At 68.4% G+C, this 14,024-nt stretch carries 15 protein-coding genes; all 15 read left to right on the forward strand.

Annotated features, from left to right (window positions below; genetic code table 11):
- Positions 1-43 precede the first annotated feature (43 nt).
- The 15 genes from rpmE (at position 44) to atpD (ending at position 14,002) form a co-directional block, all read left to right on the forward strand.
- Positions 44-268: a 50S ribosomal protein L31 gene (rpmE, locus tag AB0B50_RS11490; RefSeq protein ID WP_055696813.1), complete on the forward strand. Its 225-nt coding sequence runs from the start codon at positions 44-46 to the stop codon at positions 266-268.
- A gap of 116 nt (positions 269-384) precedes the next feature.
- A complete protein-coding gene (gene prfA, locus AB0B50_RS11495) occupies positions 385-1,461 on the forward strand; it encodes a peptide chain release factor 1 (protein ID WP_362328806.1) in 1,077 nt (358 codons plus the stop codon).
- Between the two features lie 37 nt (positions 1,462-1,498).
- On the forward strand, positions 1,499-2,344 hold the full coding sequence (gene prmC / locus AB0B50_RS11500) for a peptide chain release factor N(5)-glutamine methyltransferase (RefSeq protein WP_362328808.1): 846 nt from the start codon (positions 1,499-1,501) through the stop codon (positions 2,342-2,344).
- 38 nt (positions 2,345-2,382) lie between these two features.
- Entirely contained in the window at positions 2,383-3,030 is a 648-nt protein-coding gene (locus AB0B50_RS11505) for an L-threonylcarbamoyladenylate synthase (protein WP_362328809.1), read from the forward strand.
- Positions 3,027-3,680 carry a protein-tyrosine-phosphatase gene (locus AB0B50_RS11510; RefSeq protein WP_362328810.1) on the forward strand — a complete coding sequence of 218 codons (654 nt, stop codon included), beginning with the start codon at positions 3,027-3,029 and terminating at the stop codon, positions 3,678-3,680. The genes AB0B50_RS11505 and AB0B50_RS11510 overlap by 4 nt, the downstream gene beginning before the upstream one ends.
- Positions 3,681-3,729: 49 nt before the next feature.
- The gene (glyA, locus tag AB0B50_RS11515) at positions 3,730-4,983 is read left to right on the forward strand and encodes a serine hydroxymethyltransferase (protein WP_362328811.1); all 1,254 of its coding nucleotides are present in this window, start codon (positions 3,730-3,732) and stop codon (positions 4,981-4,983) included.
- A gap of 130 nt (positions 4,984-5,113) precedes the next feature.
- Positions 5,114-6,463: an MraY family glycosyltransferase gene (locus tag AB0B50_RS11520; protein WP_362328813.1), complete on the forward strand. Its 1,350-nt coding sequence runs from the start codon at positions 5,114-5,116 to the stop codon at positions 6,461-6,463.
- A gap of 281 nt (positions 6,464-6,744) precedes the next feature.
- Positions 6,745-7,158: a hypothetical protein gene (locus tag AB0B50_RS11525; protein ID WP_362328815.1), complete on the forward strand. Its 414-nt coding sequence runs from the start codon at positions 6,745-6,747 to the stop codon at positions 7,156-7,158.
- Between the two features lie 222 nt (positions 7,159-7,380).
- Entirely contained in the window at positions 7,381-8,190 is an 810-nt protein-coding gene (gene atpB / locus AB0B50_RS11530) for a F0F1 ATP synthase subunit A (RefSeq protein ID WP_362328817.1), read from the forward strand.
- A gap of 71 nt (positions 8,191-8,261) precedes the next feature.
- Entirely contained in the window at positions 8,262-8,510 is a 249-nt protein-coding gene (locus AB0B50_RS11535) for an ATP synthase subunit C (protein WP_030792134.1), read from the forward strand.
- Positions 8,511-8,552: 42 nt separating this feature from the next.
- On the forward strand, positions 8,553-9,098 hold the full coding sequence (locus tag AB0B50_RS11540) for a F0F1 ATP synthase subunit B (protein WP_362328818.1): 546 nt from the start codon (positions 8,553-8,555) through the stop codon (positions 9,096-9,098).
- Positions 9,095-9,919 (forward strand): F0F1 ATP synthase subunit delta, encoded by an 825-nt coding sequence (locus AB0B50_RS11545; RefSeq protein ID WP_362328820.1) that lies wholly within the window; start codon positions 9,095-9,097, stop codon positions 9,917-9,919. The genes AB0B50_RS11540 and AB0B50_RS11545 overlap by 4 nt, the downstream gene beginning before the upstream one ends.
- Positions 9,920-10,029: 110 nt before the next feature.
- Positions 10,030-11,622: a F0F1 ATP synthase subunit alpha gene (gene atpA / locus AB0B50_RS11550; RefSeq protein ID WP_055696803.1), complete on the forward strand. Its 1,593-nt coding sequence runs from the start codon at positions 10,030-10,032 to the stop codon at positions 11,620-11,622.
- Positions 11,623-11,642: 20 nt separating this feature from the next.
- A complete protein-coding gene (locus AB0B50_RS11555) occupies positions 11,643-12,560 on the forward strand; it encodes a F0F1 ATP synthase subunit gamma (protein ID WP_362328822.1) in 918 nt (305 codons plus the stop codon).
- Complete coding sequence (gene atpD, locus AB0B50_RS11560; protein ID WP_362328824.1) at positions 12,560-14,002, forward strand: F0F1 ATP synthase subunit beta; 1,443 nt, start codon at positions 12,560-12,562, stop codon at positions 14,000-14,002. Before AB0B50_RS11555 ends, atpD begins: the two co-directional genes overlap by 1 nt.
- Positions 14,003-14,024 lie beyond the last annotated feature (22 nt).

Raw genomic sequence — 14,024 nt, forward strand, 5'->3', positions numbered from 1 at the left:
TCCGCGCGTACGACCCGGCGCCCTCCCGAAACTAGGAGACACCTTGAAGCGCGACATCCACCCCGAGTACGTCGAGACGCAGGTCAGCTGCACCTGTGGCGCGTCGTTCACCACCCGCAGCACGATCTCCAGCGGCACCGTCCGTGCCGAGGTCTGCTCCGAGTGCCACCCGTTCTACACGGGCAAGCAGAAGATCCTCGACACCGGTGGCCGTGTGGCCCGCTTCGAGGCCCGCTTCGGCAAGGCTGCAGGCTCCGCCAAGAAGTAGCGAGCCACTGCGCCGGTCATCGGCCGCCCTCGGCAAGGGGGTGGCCGGGACCGGCGCTTTTGCCGTCCCGCAGCCAATTCGCGTAGAACCATCGCGTAGAAACCCAGGAGCCCCCGATGTTCGAGGCGGTCGAGGAACTGATCGGCGAGCACGCCGATCTCGAGAAGAAGCTCGCAGACCCGTCGGTCCACGCCGACCAGGCCAACGCGCGCAAGCTCAACAAGCGCTACGCCGAGCTGACCCCGATCGTCGCGACGTACCGCTCCTGGAAGCAGACCGGGGACGACATCGAGACCGCCCGCGAACTGGCCGCCGACGACCCGGACTTCGCCGCCGAGGTCAAGGACCTGGAGCGGCAGCGCGAGGAGATCACCGAGAAGCTGCGGCTGCTGCTCGTGCCCCGGGACCCGTCCGACGACAAGGACGTCATCCTGGAGATCAAGGCGGGCGCGGGCGGCGACGAGTCGGCGCTGTTCGCCGGCGACCTCCTTCGCATGTACCTGCGGTACGCGGAGCGCGTCGGCTGGAAGACCGAGATCATCGACTCCACCGAGTCCGAGCTCGGCGGCTACAAGGACGTCCAGGTCGCCGTGAAGACCAAGGGCGGCCAGGGCGCGACCGAGCCCGGCCAGGGCGTCTGGGCCCGGATGAAGTACGAGGGCGGCGTGCACCGCGTGCAGCGTGTGCCCTCCACCGAATCCCAGGGGCGCATCCACACCTCCGCGGCCGGTGTCCTCGTGACGCCCGAGGCCGAGGAGATCGACGTCGAGATCCACGCGAACGACCTGCGCATCGACGTCTACCGCTCCTCCGGCCCCGGCGGCCAGTCCGTCAACACCACCGACTCCGCGGTGCGCATCACGCACATTCCCACCGGAGTCGTCGCTTCCTGCCAGAACGAGAAGAGCCAGCTGCAGAACAAGGAGCAGGCGATGCGTATCCTGCGCTCCAGGCTCCTCGCGGCGGCCCAGGAAGAGGCGGAGAAGGAGGCCGCGGACGCCCGCCGCAGCCAGGTCCGCACCGTCGACCGCTCCGAGAAGATCCGGACGTACAACTTCCCGGAAAACCGCATCTCGGACCACCGCGTCGGTTTCAAGGCGTACAACTTGGACCAGGTGCTCGACGGTGACCTCGACGCGGTCATCCAGGCCTGTGTCGACGCGGATTCCGCCGCCAAGCTCGCCGCCGCGTAAGCACACCCGCTCGTACGACCCGCCCCGGAGGACCAGCGTGAACCTGCTGCTCGCGGAAGTGGCCCAGGCCACCCAGCGGCTGGCCGACGCCGGCGTGCCCTCGCCGCGCAACGACGCGGAGGAGCTCGCCGCCTTCGTGCACGGCGTGAAGCGGGGCGAGCTGCACTCCGTCAAGGACGCCGACTTCGACGCCCGCTACTGGGAGACGATCGCGCGGCGCGAGGCACGGGAGCCCCTGCAGCACATCACCGGGCGGGCCTTCTTCCGCTATCTGGAGCTGCAGGTCGGGCCCGGCGTCTTCGTGCCGCGGCCGGAGACCGAGTCGGTCGTCGGGTGGGCCATAGACGCCGTGCGCGCGATGGACGTCGTCGAGCCGCTGATCGTCGACCTGTGCACGGGATCGGGCGCCATCGCGCTCGCCATGGCACAGGAGGTCCCGCGCTCGCGGGTGCACGCCGTGGAGCTCTCCGAGGACGCCCTGAGGTGGACGCGGAAGAACGTCGAGGGGTCCAGGGTCAAGCTGGTGCAGGGAGACGCCAGGGAGGCCTTCCCCGAGCTCGACGGGCAGGTCGATCTCGTCATCTCCAACCCGCCGTACATCCCGCTCACCGAGTGGGAGTACGTCGCTCCGGAAGCCCGCGACTACGACCCCGAGCTCGCCCTGTTCTCCGGCGAGGACGGCCTCGACCTGATCCGCGGCATCGAGCGCACCGCCCACCGGCTGCTTCGCCCCGGGGGAGTGGTCGTCATCGAGCACGCGGACACGCAGGGCGGCCAGGTCCCGTGGATCTTCACCGAGGAGCGGGGCTGGGCCGACGCGGCCGACCACCCCGATCTCAACAACCGCCCGCGCTTCGCGACCGCCCGCAAGGCGATGCCGTGACAACCCAGATCCTGAACGTGTACGAGGAGGCCCGCTAAATGGCACGGCGATACGACACCAACGACGCGACCGACCGTACGACCGGTCTGCGCGAGGCCGCGTCCGCCGTCCGCCGTGGCGAGCTGGTCGTGCTGCCCACCGACACCGTCTACGGCATCGGTGCCGACGCCTTCACGCCCGAGGCCTGCGCCGACCTGCTCGACGCCAAGGGCCGCGGCCGCAACATGCCCACGCCCGTCCTGATCGGTTCGCCGAACACGCTGCACGGCCTGGTCACCGACTTCTCCGAGATGGCCTGGGAGCTCGTCGACGCCTTCTGGCCCGGCGCCCTGACCCTCATCGCCAAGCAGCAGCCGTCCCTGCAGTGGGACCTCGGCGACACCCGCGGCACGGTCGCGATCCGCATGCCGCTGCACCCCGTCGCCATCGAGCTGCTCACCGAGGTCGGCCCCATGGCCGTCTCCTCCGCGAACCTCACGGGACACCCGGCGCCCGAGGACTGCGACGCCGCGCAGGAGATGCTCGGCGACTCCGTCTCCGTGTACCTGGACGGCGGCCCGACCCCCGGCATCGTCCCGTCGTCGATCGTCGACGTCACGGGCAAGGTGCCGGTCCTGCTCCGCGCGGGCGCCCTTGACGCGGACGAGCTGCGCAAGGTCGTACCCGACCTCGAGGTGGCGAATTGACAGCCCCTGAGACGGGGCGTGGCATAGCGGGCTTCCCGGGCTCTGCGGGCACCTTCCGCATCCTCCACGTCAGCACCGGCAACGTGTGCCGCTCGCCGATCACCGAGCGGCTGACCCGGCACGCCCTCGCCGACCGCCTCGGCGACCCCTCCACCGGCGGCCTGATCGTGGAGAGCGCGGGCACCTGGGGCCACGAGGGCGCCCCCATGGAGACCAACGCCGAGACGGTCCTCGCGGACTTCGGCGCGGACGCCACCGGCTTCATGGGCCGCGAGCTCCTCGACGACCACGTCATCCGGGCCGACCTCGTCCTGACCGCGACGCGCGACCACCGCGCGCAGGTCATCTCGATGGGCCACTCGGCAGGACTGCGTACGTTCACGCTCAAGGAGTTCACGCGGCTCGTGCGGGCGATAGACCCGACGACCCTGCCGGACCCCGACGGGGACGGCGTGGTGGAGCGCGCGCGTGCCCTGGTGCGGGCCGCCGCCGCGCTGCGCGGCTGGCTCCTGGCGCCGAGCGTGGAGGCCGACGAGGTCTACGACCCCTACGGGGCACCCCTGCCGTTCTTCCGCTCCGTGGGAGACGAGATCAACCAGGCGCTCGACCCCGTGGTGACGGCGCTGACCGGAGTGCCCGCGCACATGTAGCGGCCTACATTGGATCTGAGGTCACCCCTGCGAGGCCCCGGAGCCCACGATGACGGTCAGCACGGCACCCACCGCCGCCGCCGCGGCGTACACGGATCTCGACGCGCTGCGCCGGCAGGACCCCGAGCTCGCCGAGGTCCTCATCGGTGAGGTGACCCGGCAGTCCGACGGGCTCCAGCTGATCGCCGCCGAGAACTTCACCTCGCCGGCCGTCCTCACCGCCCTCGGCTCGCCGCTCGCCAACAAGTACGCCGAGGGCTACCCCGGCGCCCGTCACCACGGCGGCTGCGAGCTGGTGGACGTCGCCGAGCGGATCGCGATCGACCGCGCCAAGGCCCTCTTCGGTGCCGAGCACGCCAACGTGCAGGCGCACTCCGGGTCCTCGGCCGTCCTCGCCGCGTACGCCGCGCTGCTGCGGCCCGGTGACACGGTCCTCGCGATGGGCCTGCCGTACGGCGGTCACCTCACGCACGGCTCGCCCGCCAACTTCTCCGGCAAGTGGTTCGACTTCGTCGGCTACGGCGTGGACCCCGAGAGCGGCCTCGTCGACTACGACCAGGTGCACGCCCTGGCCCGCACCCACCGCCCCAAGGCGATCGTCTGCGGCTCGATCTCCTATCCGCGCCACATCGATTACGCCGCCTTCCGCGAGATCGCCGACGACGTGGGGGCGTACCTCATCGCCGACGCGGCCCACCCCATCGGCCTGGTCGCCGGGGGAGCGGCGCCCAGCCCCGTGCCGCACGCCGACGTCGTCTGCGCCACCACGCACAAGGTCCTGCGCGGCCCCCGAGGAGGCCTCCTGCTGTGCGGGTCCGACCTCGCGGAACGCATCGACCGGGCCGTCTTCCCCTTCACCCAGGGCGGCGCCCAGATGCACACGATCGCCGCCAAGGCCGTCGCGTTCGGCGAGGCGGCGACACCGGCCTTCACCGCGTACGCCCATCAGGTGGTCGCCAACGCGCGGATGCTCGCGGAAGGCCTGGCCGCCGGAGGGTTCGCGATCGCCACGGACGGTACGGACACCCACCTGGTTCTGGCCGATCCCGCACCGTTGGGAGTGGAGGCGCACACGGCCAGGGGCAGACTCGCGGCGGCCGGAATCGTCCTCGACACCTGTGCCCTGCCCCACGGCGATGCGCGCGGACTGCGGCTCGGCACCGCCGCCGTCACGACCCAGGGCATGGCCGCGCCGGACATGGTGCGCGTCGCGGGACTGCTGGTCGACGCGGTGCGCGAGGACTCGAACGTACGAGAAGAGGTACGCGAACTGGTGGGAAGATTTCCGCCGTATCCGGGATAGGCCGAGGCGGGCGCGTCAGTGACCGGCGCAAACTCGTGCAACCATCGTCGCTACCCGGAAGTCCCCAACCGTATGCCCGCAAAGCTAGGGTGTGGGGCTGAGATGGCCAGCGAGACCTGTGGGGAAGCCCGTGCGTGAATACCTGCTGACGCTCTGCATCACGGCCGCGGTGACCTACCTGCTGACCGGCCCGGTGCGGAAGTTCGCGATCGTGGCCGGCGCCATGCCGGAGATCCGCGCTCGTGACGTGCATCGGGAGCCTACGCCCCGGCTCGGCGGTATCGCGATGTTCTTCGGGCTGTGCGCGGGCCTCCTGGTCGCCGACCACCTGCCCAATCTGAACGCGGTCTTCGAGAACTCCAACGAACCTCGGGCGCTGCTCTCCGGAGCGGCGCTCATCTGGCTGATCGGCGTCCTCGACGACAAGTTCGAGATCGACGCGCTGATCAAGCTCGGCGGGCAGATGATCGCCGCGGGCGTGATGGTCCTGCAGGGGCTGACGATCCTGTGGATCCCGGTCCCCGGCGTGGGCCAGGTCTCGCTGACCTCGGGGCAGGGCACCCTGCTCACCGTCGCACTCGTCGTCATCACCATCAACGCCGTGAACTTCGTCGACGGACTCGACGGCCTGGCGGCGGGCATGGTCTGCATCGCGTCGGCGGCGTCCTTCATGTACGCCTACCGCATCTGGTACGGCTACGGCATCGAGGCCGCGGCCCCCGCCACGCTCTTCGCCGCCATCCTCATGGGCATGTGCCTGGGCTTCCTGCCGCACAACATGCACCCCGCCCGGATCTTCATGGGCGACTCGGGGTCGATGCTCATCGGCCTGATCCTCGCGGCGGGCGCCATCTCCGTCACGGGACAGGTCGACCCGGCGACGCTGAAGCTGAACTTCGGCACGGGACGCGACGCCACGCACGCGATGCTGCCGGTCTTCATCCCGCTCCTGATGCCGCTGACGATCATCGCGATCCCCTTCGCCGACCTCGTCCTCGCCATCGTGCGGCGCACCTGGAACGGCAAGTCGCCGTTCGCCGCGGACCGCGGCCACCTGCACCACCGGCTCCTGGAGATCGGCCACTCGCACAGCCGCGCGGTGCTGATCATGTACTTCTGGTCGGCGCTCATCGCCTTCGGCACCGTCGCCTACTCCGTGCACTCGACGAGCATGTGGATCCTGCTCCTGATCGTCGCCCTCAGCGCGGTCGGCCTGGTGCTGCTCCTGCTGCCGCGCTTCACGCCGCGCATCCCGCGCTGGGCCGAGGCCTTCGTGCCGCCGCGCTACCGGCGCCGGGCGGTGCAGGGCGGCACGGTGGCGGCCCGTGGCGGCGTCGGGGCCACCGCGGCCGACGAGGCTGCGGGCGACAGGGCCCCGGCGGGCGCGGGCGCCCCGGTGCGCGAGGTCCGGACCCTGAACCTGCACGGCAGCACGGCACTGTCGGAGAGGTCCCGCGTCCGCTCCCACGAGCGCGACTAGACCCCGTCAGGCACTCTGTTCGACCGGAACCGCCCTCATGATCGATTGGGGCCTTGATCAGGGGCGATCGATTGATCCATTCGTGTGACGGTCGGCACACTTTCGGGTAAAGACTGCATCAAATAGTTTGTGATACGGTTCACGAGAACCCGAGATATATTGAGGCGGCCCAAGCCAGACCGGTCGTCCAGATGAGGTGCGCCTCGTCCGTGTCCGGGTCAGGGCCTTCGCTCGACGATCGCTTTGCAACGTCCCCAAATTTCGCCGGAGGAGCTGCCGTCATGCAGTCCAACGACGCCCGCACTCTCCTTCACTGTGCCCTGCCCACCGCTGTCGCGGGCGTGGCGGGAGTCGCGGTCAGTGCCGCCGTGGCCGGTGGCAAGGGTGCGCTCGGCGCCACCTTCGGCACGCTTCTCGTCCTGTTGTTCATGGGCGGGGGCCTCGTGGTCCTGCAGCGGAGTGCACGCTCGTTCCCGCATCTGTTCCAGATGATGGGCCTGCTGGTCTACACCGTGCAGATTCTGCTGCTGATGGTCGCCCTGACTGCGTTGCGCGGTACGTCGGCGTTCAACCACAAGAGCTTCGCCTTTACGCTGCTCGCCGCCACTTTGGTGTGGATCGGGGCGCAGCTGCGCTCCCACATCAAGGCCAAGGTCCTCTATGTGGAGCCGGAGTCCACGCGGGCGCAATCGTGAGCTGTAGGGCCGACGTAAGGAGGCCTCTGCTCATTTGCTATGGTCTCGCCACAACTGCGGCAGAGCTGGCGCGGGCGGCAGCGGTGCCTGTGAAGCCTTACGGCTCGGAGCCCAGCCGCCGCCCCCAAATCCGCAAGTCCAGTCCAGTGCCGTTCCGCGGACATCGACCGCGCCGACACATCGAGGTTGCCGTACCCATGCGCCACGTTGAAGGAGCTCGCGGTGAGTAACGCCCAGACGCTCGCCTTCGAGACCGATTGCCACATTTTTGAAGGGTGCGGTTTCCCGACCCCCGGCCTGCACTCCTTCCTCTTCGAGCCGATTTTCACCGTCGGTGGCATTGAGTTCAACAAGCCAATGCTGCTCGCCTTCCTGAGCTCGATCGTCGTCATCGGCTTCTTCTGGGCGGCTTTCAACAAGCCGAAGCTGATCCCCGGCAAGCTCCAGATGGTCGGCGAAGCCGGTTACGACTTCGTGCGGCGTGGGGTCGTCTACGAGACGCTCGGCAAGAAGGAGGGCGAGAAGTACGTCCCCCTCATGGTCTCGCTGTTCTTCTTCATCTGGATCATGAACATCTGGTCGATCGTTCCGCTCGCCCAGTTCCCGGTGACCTCGGTCATCGCCTTCCCGGCGGGCCTCGCGGCCATCGTGTACATCCTCTGGGTTAGCTTGACCTTCAAGCGGCACGGATTCGTCGGCGGCTTCAAGAACATCACCGGCTACGACCGCTCGCTCGGCCCGGTCTTCCCGATGGTCATGTTCTTCGAGTTCCTGTCGAACATGATCATCCGGCCCTTCACCCACGCGGTCCGGCTCTTCGCCAACATGTTCGCGGGGCATGTCCTGCTGGTGATCTTCACCATCGCGAGCTGGTACCTGTTGAACGGTATCGGTATCGCCTACGCGAGCGTCTCGTTCGTCATGGTCATCGTGATGACGATCTTCGAGCTGTTCATCCAGGCGCTCCAGGCCTACGTCTTCATCCTGCTGTCCTGCAGCTACATCCAGGGCGCGCTCGCCGAGCACCACTGAGCACGCTTCTCTCCCCCCGATACATCCGGTGGCCAACCCCCACCGGCCCGTGAAAAGAAGGAAGTTACGGCATGTCCGCTCTCGAGACCCTCGCCGCGGTCAACATCCAGGGCAACTTCGGTGCGATCGGCTACGGCCTCGCCGCTATCGGCCCCGGCATCGGCGTCGGCGTCATCTTCGGTAACGGTACGCAGGCCCTCGCCCGTCAGCCCGAGGCCGCCGGCCTCATCCGTCAGAACCAGATCCTCGGCTTCGTGCTCTGTGAGGCCCTGGCCCTGATCGGTCTGGTCATGGGCTTCGTTTACCCGGTTCCTTCCTGATCCGGTCTCGGCTGACGAGAAACTTCAACGGAAGGCACTGATGTGATCTCCCTGGTACAGCTGGCGTCGGAGGAGCCGCAGAACCCTCTGATTCCGCCGATCCCTGAGCTCGTCATCGGCCTGATCGCGTTCGTCATCGTCTTCGGCTTCTTCGCCAAGAAGTTCCTCCCGAACATCAACAAGGTTCTGGAGGAGCGCCGCGAGGCGATCGAAGGCGGCATCGAGAAGGCCGAGGCCGCGCAGACCGAGGCCCAGAGCGTGCTCGAGCAGTACAAGGCTCAGCTCGCCGAGGCTCGGCACGAGGCCGCGCGCCTGCGTCAGGAGGCGCAGGAGCAGGGCGCTCAGCTCATCGCCGAGATGCGGGCCGAGGGCCAGCGTCAGCGCGAGGAGATCGTCGCCGCCGGCCACGCCCAGATCGAGGCCGACCGCAAGGCTGCCGCTCAGTCGCTGCGTCAGGACGTGGGCCAGCTGGCAACCGACCTGGCCGGCAAGCTCGTCGGCGAGTCCCTCGAGGACCACGCCCGGCAGAGCCGCACCATCGACCGCTTCCTCGACGAGCTCGAGGAGAAGGCCGAGGCGGCTCGATGACAGCGCACGGAGCGAGCCGCGAGGCACTGGCCGCCGCGCGCGAGCGTCTCGACGCGCTGACGGACAGCACCTCGGTCGACGCCAAGCAGCTCGCGGACGAGCTTGCCGCCGTCACCGCGCTGTTCGGCCGTGAGGTCTCGCTGCGTCGGGTCCTGACCGACCCGGCGCAGTCCGGTGAGGCCAAGGCCGATCTTGCGGGACGGCTGCTCGGCGGCCAGGTGGGCGGCGAGACCGCCGACCTGGTGGCCGGCATGGTGCGCTCGCGCTGGTCGCGGTCGCGTGACCTGGTGGACGCCCTCGAGGTGCTCGCCAACGTCGCCGACCTGACCGGCGCGCAGAAGGCCGGAGCGCTGGACAACGTCGAGGACGAGCTCTTCAGGTTCGGCCGAATCGTCTCTTCCAGCACCGAGCTGCGGGCCGCGCTCGTGGACCGCGCCGCCACCGGCACGGCCAAGGCCGAGCTGCTGCGCAGGCTCCTCGGCGGGCGCGCGGAGGACGTCACGGAGCGGCTCATCGAGCGCCTTGTGACCACGCCGCGTGGACGTAGCCTGGAAGAGGGACTCGAGTCCCTCTCCAAGCTGGCTGCGGACCGTCGCAACCGCATGGTCGCCGTCGTCACTTCCGCTGTGCCGCTCACGGACCAGCAGAAGCAGCGTCTCGGCGCCGCCCTGGCCAAGGTGTACGGACGCCCGATGCACCTCAACCTCGACGTGGACCCCACGGTCCTCGGCGGGATCACGGTTCAGGTGGGCGACGAGGTCATCAACGGCAGCATCGCGGACCGCATCGAGGAAGCCGGCCGCCGCGTGGCCGGCCAGTAACTCAACAAGCATTACCTACGGCCCTAGTTGGGCCGTGCAGAGGATTCCTGGGGGTCGCCCCCAGACCCCCAAAGAAACTTCGGGCCCAACAAGGAGAGCAGGGAACCCAGATGGCGGAGCTCACGATCCGGCCGGAGGAGATCCGGGACGCGCTGGAGAACTTTGTCCAGGCGTACAAGCCGGACGCGGCCTCGCGCGAGGAGGTCGGTACGGTCACCCTTGCCGGCGACGGCATCGCGAAGGTCGAGGGCCTGCCCTCGGCCATGGCCAACGAGCTGCTGAAGTTCGAGGACGGGACCCTCGGTCTCGCGCTGAACCTTGAAGAGCGCGAGATCGGTTCGATCGTCCTCGGCGAGTTCAGCGGCATCGAGGAGGGCCAGTCGGTCAGCCGTACCGGCGAGGTGCTGTCGGTCGCCGTGGGCGAGGGCTACCTCGGCCGCGTCGTCGACCCGCTCGGCAACCCGATCGACGGCCTCGGCGAGATCGAGACCAGCGGGCGTCGCGCCCTTGAGCTGCAGGCCCCCACGGTCATGCAGCGCAAGTCGGTGCACGAGCCGATGGAGACCGGCTACAAGGCCGTCGACGCGATGACCCCGATCGGCCGTGGTCAGCGTCAGCTGATCATTGGTGACCGCCAGACCGGCAAGACCGCCCTGGCCGTCGACACGATCATCAACCAGCGCGACAACTGGCGCTCGGGCGACGTGAACAAGCAGGTCCGCTGCATCTACGTCGCCATCGGTCAGAAGGGCTCCACCATCGCCTCCGTGCGCGGTGCCCTGGAAGAGGCCGGCGCCCTGGAGTACACGACCATCGTCGCCGCCCCGGCGTCCGACCCGGCCGGCTTCAAGTACCTCGCGCCGTACACCGGTTCGGCCATCGGCCAGCACTGGATGTACGAGGGCAAGCACGTCCTCATCGTCTTCGACGACCTCTCGAAGCAGGCCGACGCCTACCGCGCCGTGTCCCTGCTGCTCCGCCGCCCGCCGGGGCGCGAGGCCTACCCGGGTGACGTCTTCTACCTGCACTCCCGCCTCCTCGAGCGCTGCGCGAAGCTCTCGGACGAGATGGGCAAGGGCTCGATGACCGGTCTGCCGATCGTCGAGACGAAGGCGAACGACGTGTCGGCGTTCATCCCGACCAACGTCATCTCCATCACCGACGGCCAGTGCTTCCTGGAGTCGGACCTGTTCAACGCCGGTCAGCGTCCCGCGCTGAACGTCGGTATCTCCGTCTCCCGAGTCGGTGGTTCCGCGCAGCACAAGGCGATCCGCCAGGTGTCCGGCCGCCTCCGCGTCGACCTCGCCCAGTTCCGTGAGCTGGAGGCGTTCGCCGCCTTCGGTTCCGACCTGGACGCCGCGTCGAAGGCTCAGCTCGAGCGTGGTCAGCGCATGGTCGAGCTGCTCAAGCAGGCGCAGTACGAGCCGATGGCGACCGAGGACCAGGTCGTGTCCGTGTGGTCCGGTACCACCGGTCGCATGGACGAGGTGCCGGTCAAGGACATCCGCCGCTTCGAGCGCGAGCTGCTCGAGTACCTGCACCGCAAGGAGCAGGGCCTCATGACCTCCATCAAGGAGGGCGGCAAGATGTCGGACGACACCATCACCGCCATCGGTGACGCCGTCGCGGAGTTCAAGAAGCAGTTCGAGACCTCGGACGGGAAGCTTCTCGGCGAGGACGCTCCGGCCGCCGCCGGTAAGTGACGACGGAAGGGACCTGACTCATGGGAGCCCAGCTCCGGGTCTATAAGCGTCGCATCAAATCCGTCACCGCGACCAAGAAGATCACCAAGGCGATGGAGATGATCGCCGCCTCGCGTGTCGTCAAGGCGCAGCGCAAGGTGACGGCTTCCACGCCGTACGCGACCGAGCTCACCCGCGCGGTCACGGCGGTCGGCACTGGTTCGAACACCAAGCACCCGCTGACGACCGACGCGGAGAACCCGACCCGTTCCGCGGTCCTGCTCCTCACGAGCGACCGCGGTCTGGCCGGCGCCTTCAACTCCAACGCCATCAAGGCCGCCGAGCAGCTCACCGAGCAGCTCGAGGCCGACGGCAAGGAGGTCGTCACGTACATCGTCGGCCGCCGTGGTCTGGCCCACTACAACTTCCGCGAGCGCAAGGTCGCGGAGTCGTGGTCGGGCTTCACCGACGAGCCGACGTACGCGGACGCCAAGAAGGTCGCGGTGCCGCTGATCGAGGCCATCGAGAAGGAGACGGCGGAGGGCGGTGTGGACGAGCTCCACATCGTGTACACCGAGTTCGTCTCGATGATGACGCAGACGGCCACCGACAGCCGACTGCTGCCGCTCAGCCTCGAAGAGGTCGCGGAAGAGGCGCCCACCAAGGGCGAACTCCTTCCGCTGTACGACTTCGAGCCGTCGGCGGAGGACGTCCTCGACGCCCTTCTGCCGCGCTACGTCGAGAGCCGTATCTACAACGCGATGCTCCAGTCGGCTGCCTCCAAGCACGCCGCCACGCGCCGCGCGATGAAGTCGGCCACCGACAACGCCGGGGATCTGATCAACAGCCTCTCCCGGCTTGCCAACGCGGCCCGCCAGGCCGAAATCACCCAGGAAATCAGCGAGATCGTCGGCGGCACTGCTGCCCTGGCCGACGCGACCGCGGGGAGTGACAAGTAATGACGACCACTGTTGAGACGGCCGTTGCCACGGGCCGCGTCGCCCGGGTCATCGGCCCGGTCGTCGACGTGGAGTTCCCCGTCGACGCGATGCCGGAGATCTACAACGCGCTGCACGTCGAGGTCGACGACCCGTCGGCCGAGGGCGCGAAGAAGACGCTGACCCTCGAGGTCGCCCAGCACCTGGGCGACGGCGTGGTCCGCGCGATCTCGATGCAGCCCACCGACGGCCTGGTCCGCCAGGCTCCGGTCACCGACACCGGCGCGGGCATCTCGGTGCCGGTCGGCGACGTGACCAAGGGCCGCGTCTTCAACACCCTCGGTGAGGTGCTCAACGACGACCCGTCGACGGTCGCCGACTCCGAGCGCTGGACGATCCACCGCAAGGCCCCGGCCTTCGACCAGCTCGAGTCCAAGACCGAGATGTTCGAGACCGGCCTGAAGGTCGTCGACCTCCTCACCCCGTACGTCAAGGGTGGAAAGATCGGTCTGTTCGGTGGTGCCGGTGTCGGCAAGACCGTTCTGATCCAGGAAATGATCGTCCGTGTGGCCAAGCTGCACGACGGTGTCTCCGTCTTCGCCGGTGTCGGCGAGCGCACCCGTGAGGGCAACGACCTCATGGTCGAGATGGAGGAAGCCGGCGTTCTGGACAAGACCGCGCTGGTCTTCGGCCAGATGGACGAGCCGCCGGGCACGCGTCTGCGCGTCGCCCTGGCCGGTCTGACCATGGCGGAGTACTTCCGCGATGTGCAGAAGCAGGACGTGCTGTTCTTCATCGACAACATCTTCCGCTTCACGCAGGCCGGTTCCGAGGTCTCGACCCTGCTCGGCCGCATGCCCTCCGCGGTGGGTTACCAGCCGAACCTGGCCGACGAGATGGGTCTCCTCCAGGAGCGCATCACCTCGACCCGTGGCCACTCGATCACCTCGATGCAGGCGATCTACGTCCCCGCGGACGACCTGACCGACCCGGCCCCGGCCACCACGTTCGCCCACCTCGACGCGACGACGGTTCTCTCCCGTCCGATCTCCGAGAAGGGCATCTACCCGGCCGTGGACCCGCTGGACTCCACGTCCCGCATCCTGGACCCGCGCTACATCGCGCAGGACCACTACGACGCCGCCATGCGCGTCAAGGGAATCCTGCAGAAGTACAAGGACCTCCAGGACATCATCGCGATCCTCGGTATCGACGAGCTCAGCGAAGAGGACAAGCTCGTCGTCGCCCGTGCCCGTCGCGTGGAGCGCTTCCTGTCCCAGAACACCCACGCCGCCAAGCAGTTCACCGGTGTGGACGGTTCGGACGTGTCCCTCGACGAGTCGATCGCGGCCTTCAACGCGATCTGCGACGGCGAGTACGACCACTTCCCGGAGCAGGCCTTCTTCATGTGCGGTGGTCTCGACGACCTCAAGAAGAACGCCAAGGAGCTCGGCGTCTCCTGAGCCCCGTAGCTCGATCCGGAGA

Source organism: Streptomyces sp. NPDC041068 (genome assembly GCF_040647455.1).
Taxonomy (GTDB): Bacteria; Actinomycetota; Actinomycetes; order Streptomycetales; family Streptomycetaceae; genus Streptomyces.

Bases quoted from the DNA above. Each gene is read 5' to 3' on its own strand.
- prfA (WP_362328806.1), top strand. From the start codon at position 385: ATGTTCGAGGCGGTCGAGGAACTGATCGGCGAGCACGCCGATCTCGAG.
- AB0B50_RS11505 (WP_362328809.1), top strand. From the start codon at position 2,383: ATGGCACGGCGATACGACACCAACGACGCGACCGACCGTACGACCGGT.
- glyA (WP_362328811.1), top strand. From the start codon at position 3,730: ATGACGGTCAGCACGGCACCCACCGCCGCCGCCGCGGCGTACACGGAT.
- AB0B50_RS11525 (WP_362328815.1), top strand. From the start codon at position 6,745: ATGCAGTCCAACGACGCCCGCACTCTCCTTCACTGTGCCCTGCCCACC.
- AB0B50_RS11535 (WP_030792134.1), top strand. From the start codon at position 8,262: ATGTCCGCTCTCGAGACCCTCGCCGCGGTCAACATCCAGGGCAACTTC.
- AB0B50_RS11545 (WP_362328820.1), top strand. From the start codon at position 9,095: ATGACAGCGCACGGAGCGAGCCGCGAGGCACTGGCCGCCGCGCGCGAG.
- atpA (WP_055696803.1), top strand. From the start codon at position 10,030: ATGGCGGAGCTCACGATCCGGCCGGAGGAGATCCGGGACGCGCTGGAG.
- AB0B50_RS11555 (WP_362328822.1), top strand. From the start codon at position 11,643: ATGGGAGCCCAGCTCCGGGTCTATAAGCGTCGCATCAAATCCGTCACC.
- atpD (WP_362328824.1), top strand. From the start codon at position 12,560: ATGACGACCACTGTTGAGACGGCCGTTGCCACGGGCCGCGTCGCCCGG.